Genomic DNA, 6,981 nt, shown 5'->3' with positions numbered 1-6,981 from the left:
TGTTTCTAGGCAATTCAAGTATAAAAGAATTGGATGTTTGCGTGTATATTTTTATGTGCAAATTATGTGGAAACCCCAACATTTAGTATAGAGCCGTTTTTATCTATAATTTTTTTGCTGTAGACGATAAAAAGAAGCCTCAATACAGAAGGCTTCTTTCGTATTATATCCGTTTTTATTTTAATGAGATCCAAACGCTCTTGACTTCAGTATAATTGTTCAGGGCGTAAGATCCCATTTCGCGCCCAAGACCGGATTGTTTGAATCCTCCAAACGGAGACGCGGCATCAAAGGCATTATAGCAGTTCACCCATACCGTACCCGCGCGTAAACGGTTTGCCACGTAATGGGCTTTCGCCACATCTTGCGTCCATAAACCTGCCGCCAATCCATACTCCGTATTGTTGGCGCGATCAATCAGTTCATCAAGATCTTCGAAAGGCAAAGCAGCAATAACCGGTCCAAAAATTTCTTCTTTTGCGATCGTCATGTCGTCTTTAACGTCTGCAAAAATGGTTGGCTCCACGAAGAATCCTTCTTCACGCGGCTGTTGGCCCCCGGTGAGCAGCTCAGCCCCTTCGTTAATCCCTTTCTCAATATAGTTAAGTACCCGATTCTGTTGTTCGGCAGAAACAAGCGGCCCCATTTGAGTATCTTTATCAAGGCCGGATCCCTGCTTAATACTTTTAGCATGGGAAGCCATATCAGCGACAACGTTATCAAAATGTTTCTTTTGAATAAATACGCGTGATCCGGCAGAGCATACTTGCCCTTGGTTAAACATGACGCCATTCAATGCACCTGGAATGGCTTTTTTCAAGTCAGCATCAGGCAGAATAATATTTGGTGATTTTCCGCCGAGTTCCAGCGTAACTCTTTTGACTGTTTTGGCGCAGCGCTCCATAATGAGCTTTCCGACTTCAGTGGACCCCGTAAAGGCAATTTTGTCCACTTCCGGGTGGTCTACCAAAGCTTGTCCAGCCGTTTCTCCAAATCCCGGAACAATGTTAACCACTCCCGGCGGAAATCCGGCTTCTTCAATTAATTCTGCTAAGTATAGGGCGGATAGCGGCGTTTGCTCCGCAGGTTTCAACACGACCGTACATCCAGTCGCCAGTGCGGCCCCCAATTTCCACATCGCCATTAACAGCGGGAAATTCCAAGGGATGATTTGTCCGACTACACCGACAGCTTCATGACGGGTATAGTTAAAAAACGGACCTGAAACAGGAATGGTTTGTCCTGTAATCTTTGTTGACCATCCTGCGTAATAACGCATATGCTCAATAGCAAGCGGCAAATCGGCATTTGTTGTTTCACGAATCGGTTTTCCATTGTCCAATGTTTCAAGTTGGGCCAACGCTTCCTTGTGTTCTTCCATTAAATCGGCGAGCTTGTACATTAATCGGCTTCTTTGGGCAGCGCTCATTTTTTGCCATTTGCCTTCATCAAAGGCTTTGCGGGCTGCCTTGACCGCTCGATTGATATCTTCCGCTTCTCCTTCATACAGGGTTGCGAGAGTTTCACCCGTTGCCGGATTAGGGGTTTCAAATGTCTTTCCGCTTGCACTCTCAACAAATTCTCCGTTAATATAAAGCTTTTTCGTACCCTGTAAAAACTTTTCCACTCTTTCGTTGACTTCCAATGCTACTTGACTCATTGAACTCCTCCTTTAAAAATTTTCCCAAGGATGGTAATATAAATAGAAACCGCTTCCAAATATTAGTATACTATGAATATAGGAAATATACAAACAAAATAATTAGGCAAAAATTACCAAGATACGACAAATAGTTACTAGTAAAAGAATATTTAGTATATAAAAACTAATTCTTTACTAATTCAATGCAAACAACTTATAATAATGTTGTGACAGGAGGTTTTATTTTATGTTTGATGAAAGAGCTGCATTAAGATTTAGACTGGAGCAAATGAAAGACGCGGAAGAAAGGTTGATCGTACAAATTCAGAAAGAAAGAGCTTATATTTTTAGCCGTTTAAGAGAACTTGATGCCCAAACATCTGCCGAGACCGGGACGTCTGAACAAGATTTAAAATTTTTAGAAAGATCACAGCCTTATTTGCAAGCTCCCCAACAAGATGGTGAAAAGAAAGAATGGACTGGATCCAAGATGAGAAGGGCGCGGCCCTCCAGGAGAAGCAAAACGACGAAAATGCGCGAAGCCGCGGTAAATATTTTGAAGCAACAAACTTCTCCCATTCGCGGCATAGATTTGGAAAAATTAATAGAAGAGCGCACCGGCTTTCAAATCGCCAATATGACAACCTTTATGAACACCATTATGAAAGCGGATGAAAGAATTATCAAAGTCGGACGGGGCTTATATTCTTACCATAAAGAGCCGACGAATAATCCACTTGGTCCCATCATACTCGGGAGCGAAGAAAACGACAATTCGACGAATAGCGAATCTTAAAGCCTGCTGAAAAGCATGCTTTTTTCTTTGATACGGGAAGTTTGGTAAAATAGAAGGGCTACAAAGCCAAGCAGTTGGAACTAAGAAAGGATTGTTCCCATGTTATTAAATGAACTTCCACAAAACATTCAAGAAATGATTCAAGAAAGAAACAAGTTATTTTCCCACTATGATCAAGAACAAATCGGAGAAAACGGCTTTTTATCGGATGATTCTTCCATTTTGAGTGATGCGGTCATCGCTTTATCATTGGGAAAAAATATCTTATTAAAAGGTCCGACTGGTTCCGGAAAAACAAAATTGGCAGAAGCTTTGTCCCATATTTTCAGACAGCCTTTGCATAGTGTAAATTGTTCCGTCGACACCGATTCTGAAGCATTGCTCGGATTTAAAACAATAAGCGAAAAAGAGGGGAAAAACCGCATTGAATTTGTTCCGGGTCCCGTCGTAAAAGCGATGGAGAGGGGGCATTTATTATATATCGATGAGATTAACATGGCCAAACCGGAGACACTCCCGATTTTAAATAGCATCCTCGATTACAGAAGAAAGTTTACAAACCCGTTTACAGCAAACGTGGTAAAGGCAAAAGAAACCTTTGGTGTGATCGCCGCTATTAACGAGGGATATATTGGAACAGTTCCCTTAAACGAGGCGTTGAAAAACCGGTTTATCGTAATCGATATCCCTTATGTCCAGGGAGAAGTATTAAAAAAAGTTATTCAACAAGAAAGTCTTTTAAAAGATGAAAAATTAATTCAACAATTCATTCGTTTTTCTGATGATCTCCTTTTCCAGGTAAGAAACGGCCAAATTCCCGAAGAAGCTGCATCCATCAGGGCGTTATTAGATTCTTGTGACTTGGCGGTTTTTATGCCGCCGCTTCGCGCAGTACAAAGAGGTATTGCCGATAAACTGGAAGAGGACAGAGAGAGAGCAGCAGTGATGAATATAGCCGCTACGTTATTTTAAAGGGAGTGGTTTCATGCTATACCACTTTATCGATTTCAACGACAAAAAAATCAACTCCTTTCTTTTGTTGGAGTTGGAAGATTTGGCGAAAACTCTGGCCAAAACCAATCAATACAAGGTGGATTTTGGAAAATTATCGTATATAAGCTTTCAAGAGAACAAGATATATGTAAGCCATTTTTGGGATGATCGTCCCCAAAAAATAAAAATAGATGGAATGAAAAGTGAAATCTTTTTGCGGGCTTTCGGAAACATCCATTTTACTGATTTTCGCGAGATTGAACCCTTCTCCAAGTTTGCGGCCGAGACCAACATTCCAAGCTTCGCCCGACAATTGTTTATGTTGGCGGAAGATGTAAGGATTGAAGAAGAGTGTAAGCGTAAGCGCACGGGGATGAATAGGGAGTTTCACACAAGACGTGCCGTTTATATGGATTACTTTGAATCGCAAATGAATGTGAACCTTGAAAAAAACTTATGGATAGACGCTTTTTTTAATTTCATTTACGCAGTTTGGAATACGAATAAGCCCTTTGCGACTTTTCCAGCTTTTCCCGTTGAACTCGATAGGCACATACCATTGTTTCTCGAGAAGCTGGAAAAAATGTATGAAGCCCAATCCACGAAAGATTGTGCCATTCTTTGTGCCGAAGTTGTTGAAAAGGCTGAACTGCTTTTTTCGGATGATATGATCAATGAGTACTTTCACTTGCCCGTATTATCCGGCAACACCCTGATGAAGGCTCGAACAGGTAAAGCAAGAAAATCTTTCCTTGAAAACAATGATCCAGCAGATGCCAAAAATAAAGACGTGTTCCAAGAGGAAATGAAAACGTGGCACCGCGAGACAGAAAAAGAAGGAGACAACCACTTGTATTTTAACCTGGAAAGGGGAACGAAATCGAGTTTGCCAAAGGGAAATGCGCGAAAGGGAGAGCCGGGCCAAACTGAAATGACGATCGTTCGGGGAAAAAGCGGAAAGTCAGCTTCTAAAGCGTGGGCAAATACAGAACTTGAAGGAAACGAAGGAATCGAAACAACAGACGAACCACATCGCTACGGAGAGGTGAATAAACAGGCAAAAGCCATTTTTATACCTCCCCAAACACCTGATGCTAACGATAGAGAGCAATACAGGAAACTCAGGGAAGGAGTTTTGTTTTATAAAAGAAAACTAAAAAATATCATCGAACAAACGTTGGAAAAGAAAAAAACCGGACAGCTTACAAATCGGAAGATAGGACGGCTCGGAAAAAATCTCATACCGTATTTTATTGAGGATTATCCGAACTTATTTTATAAAAAAACCGAACCTGTCAAAGAGATTGATGCCGTTTTTAGCTTATTAGTTGATTGCTCTGCATCGATGTCAGATAAAATGACGGAAACGAAACGGGGGATTATTTTATTCCACGAAGCGTTGAAGTCTGTTCGTGTACCTCATGAAGTGACGGGATTTTGGGAAGATGCGGATGAAGCGACAAAGGATGAACAGCCAAACTATTTTGACAAGGTCATTTCGTTTTCCCGTTCTCTAAACGAGAGTACGGGGCCTGAAATAATGAGACTGGAAGAAAAAGAGGATAACCGTGACGTTTTTCCATCCGTGTAACAAGCGAAAGGCTGATCCATAGGCCGGAAAAGCAAAAGTTTCTTCTCGTTTTTTCCGACGGGGAACCGTCTGCATACGGCTACCATCAAAATGGGATTATAGACACCCATGAAGCCGTAGCAGAGGCCAGAAAGAAGGGAATTGAAGTATTTAACATTCTGCTTTCCAATGACGGAATTGATCCGGGCCAAGAGGAAGTATTTAAAAATATTTATGGAAACAGAAGCATAATGGCGGAAAAAGCGGATCAACTTCCCGATATCCTTTTTCCGTTGCTGAAAAAATTACTCAATCAATCGCTCAATGACTAGCATCTGATAAAATAATGAATGCCGTCTATTGAAGAATTAAGCATGCCCCACCGAACGAAACTGAAATCATATAAAAACCGGAAGTGCAGGTAAGAACCTCACTTCCGTTATGGCCGGCGCTTTCCGTCCAGTTTAACACGGTTAAACCGCGCCTGTCGCTTTTCTGTTTGATTTGCTCTAGGCACCAGGGGTGTAAGTTTGCTTCGCGGCTTCAATCGAAACATTTCTCTTTCAGAAGCTCCAGCGCTTGTCGCCTCTGTAATGGTAGCGCTTTTCGCTTTACCAGCCACGACTCGCACCGCCACCACCACTTGAACCGCCTCCGCCAGATCGCGGGAATCCACCACCGCCTCCGCCGCCACGACCACCGCTTTGGAGGATGGCGGCAAGCATTCTGAGCATTGACAAACTGAGAGCTCCGCCAAGAAATCGAAAGTCTAAAAATACAAGTCCGGCGAAAATCAGGAAAAATATAATGACCGTCAGCAATGAAGGTCCGTCATCTGTTTCCGTATATTCAAACCCTTTTGCATCGGCCTTTTTATCCAGATTGTATTCTTTTCCAACTTCATTAAACAATTGTTTATACGTATTGATGATTGCCGAATTGACTTCATCTTTTTCCAAGTAGGGGAGGGCGTAACTGTCCAAGATTCGTCCAACTTTTCCGTCAGGAAGAGCCCCTTCAAGACCATACCCAACTTCAATGCGGATTTTTCGGTCATTCAGAGAAAGCAGCAACAATACCCCATTGTCTGTGTTTTTGCCGCCAAGCCCGTATTGGCGGAAAGCTTCCAATGCGTATTCCTCGACTGTTTCTTTTCCAAGCGACTCAACGGTTAAAACCGCAATTTGCGCTTCCGTTTGATCGTCCAAATATTTCCCCAGTTCCACAAGCTCCTGCTTTTCCTTTTCTGATAACACATTGGCGAAATCTTGTACATAAATATCTCCAACTGGATCCGGTATATTAGCTGCAAAACCCTGCTGTCCTTGGGCAAATAAAAGGATGGGAAAAAGGAAGAGGAGGGAAAAGAGGAACCTTTTCATTACTCCCCATTCCTTTCAAAATCTACATCCGGCACATTTTGCGCTTCTTCATCTGCTTTAAAGTACTCCTTCTTCTCAAACCCAAATATGGATGCTGTAATGCGTCCCGGGAACTGTCTTACCTTCTTATTGTAGACTGTCACTTGATCGTTGTAATCCATTCTCGCAACCGCGATCCGGTTTTCAGTTCCGGCAAGCTCGTCCATCAACTGTGTAAATTGTTTATCGGCTTTTAATTCGGGATAATTTTCAGAGATGGCGAGCAGTCTGCTTAAAGCGGTCGTCAGTTCGGCATCTGCATTTGCTTGCTCTTCAGGCGTTTTTGCCCCGATCAACTTGGATCTTGCTTCCGCAATGTCACTAAAAACTTTGTCTTCATGACTCGCGTATCCTTTCACCGTTTCTACTAAATTTGGGATCAAATCGGCTCGTCGCTGGAGCTGATTTTCAATTTGGGCATGTGTCTTCTCGACCTCTTCCTCAGCATTGACAAATCCATTATAGCTCCCAAATAAAGGGATCAGGATAATGGCGAGTACCACAACAATCCCAATAATCGCACTCAGGCTTTTTCTCATTTCTTTCACTCCTTATTAGT

At 42.4% G+C, this 6,981-nt stretch carries 7 protein-coding genes; 3 read left to right on the top strand and 4 right to left on the bottom strand.

All coding sequences use genetic code 11. The features are described 5' to 3' along the window. Nucleotides 1-175: 175 nt before the first annotated feature. Nucleotides 176-1,660: an aldehyde dehydrogenase family protein gene (locus tag JOC94_RS21015; RefSeq protein ID WP_077112099.1), complete on the bottom strand. Its 1,485-nt coding sequence runs from the start codon at nucleotides 1,658-1,660 to the stop codon at nucleotides 176-178. 229 nt (nucleotides 1,661-1,889) lie between these two features. On the opposite strand from JOC94_RS21015, the gene JOC94_RS21010 reads away from it, so the two are divergent. The 3 genes from JOC94_RS21010 to JOC94_RS21000 all read left to right on the top strand — a co-directional run bounded on the left by JOC94_RS21010 (nucleotide 1,890) and on the right by JOC94_RS21000 (nucleotide 5,022). Then, on the top strand, nucleotides 1,890-2,438 hold the full coding sequence (locus tag JOC94_RS21010; RefSeq protein ID WP_077112097.1) for a Rok-like winged helix domain-containing protein: 549 nt from the start codon (nucleotides 1,890-1,892) through the stop codon (nucleotides 2,436-2,438). A 99-nt stretch (nucleotides 2,439-2,537) separates the two neighbouring features. Next, a complete protein-coding gene (locus JOC94_RS21005) occupies nucleotides 2,538-3,410 on the top strand; it encodes an ATP-binding protein (RefSeq protein WP_077112095.1) in 873 nt (290 codons plus the stop codon). 13 nt (nucleotides 3,411-3,423) lie between these two features. Beyond that, entirely contained in the window at nucleotides 3,424-5,022 is a 1,599-nt protein-coding gene (locus JOC94_RS21000; protein WP_205180295.1) for a vWA domain-containing protein, read from the top strand. A gap of 418 nt (nucleotides 5,023-5,440) precedes the next feature. Here the strand turns inward: JOC94_RS21000 and JOC94_RS20995 are convergent, their stop codons facing one another. Genes JOC94_RS20995 through JOC94_RS20985 form a run of 3 tightly spaced genes read right to left on the bottom strand, consistent with a single transcriptional unit; the run spans nucleotide 5,441 to nucleotide 6,961 of the window. Continuing rightward, nucleotides 5,441-5,641, bottom strand: a complete 201-nt coding sequence (locus JOC94_RS20995; protein WP_139345656.1) for a hypothetical protein — start codon at nucleotides 5,639-5,641, stop codon at nucleotides 5,441-5,443. After that, nucleotides 5,613-6,383 carry a TPM domain-containing protein gene (locus tag JOC94_RS20990; RefSeq protein WP_077112089.1) on the bottom strand — a complete coding sequence of 257 codons (771 nt, stop codon included), beginning with the start codon at nucleotides 6,381-6,383 and terminating at the stop codon, nucleotides 5,613-5,615. Before JOC94_RS20990 ends, JOC94_RS20995 begins: the two co-directional genes overlap by 29 nt. Next, nucleotides 6,383-6,961 carry a LemA family protein gene (locus tag JOC94_RS20985; protein ID WP_077112087.1) on the bottom strand — a complete coding sequence of 193 codons (579 nt, stop codon included), beginning with the start codon at nucleotides 6,959-6,961 and terminating at the stop codon, nucleotides 6,383-6,385. The genes JOC94_RS20990 and JOC94_RS20985 overlap by 1 nt, the downstream gene beginning before the upstream one ends. Nucleotides 6,962-6,981: the final 20 nt, after the last annotated feature.

This window comes from Siminovitchia thermophila (assembly GCF_016909185.1).
GTDB lineage: Bacteria > Bacillota > Bacilli > Bacillales > Bacillaceae_C > Siminovitchia > Siminovitchia thermophila.
This window is presented reverse-complemented; position numbering and strand designations above follow the sequence as displayed.

Excerpts from the sequence above, each read along its gene's own strand:
- JOC94_RS21015 (WP_077112099.1), bottom strand. The coding sequence starts at position 1,660 with ATGAGTCAAGTAGCATTGGAAGTCAACGAAAGAGTGGAAAAGTTTTTA.
- JOC94_RS21010 (WP_077112097.1), top strand. The coding sequence starts at position 1,890 with ATGTTTGATGAAAGAGCTGCATTAAGATTTAGACTGGAGCAAATGAAA.
- JOC94_RS21005 (WP_077112095.1), top strand. The coding sequence starts at position 2,538 with ATGTTATTAAATGAACTTCCACAAAACATTCAAGAAATGATTCAAGAA.
- JOC94_RS21000 (WP_205180295.1), top strand. The coding sequence starts at position 3,424 with ATGCTATACCACTTTATCGATTTCAACGACAAAAAAATCAACTCCTTT.
- JOC94_RS20990 (WP_077112089.1), bottom strand. The coding sequence starts at position 6,383 with ATGAAAAGGTTCCTCTTTTCCCTCCTCTTCCTTTTTCCCATCCTTTTA.
- JOC94_RS20985 (WP_077112087.1), bottom strand. The coding sequence starts at position 6,961 with ATGAGAAAAAGCCTGAGTGCGATTATTGGGATTGTTGTGGTACTCGCC.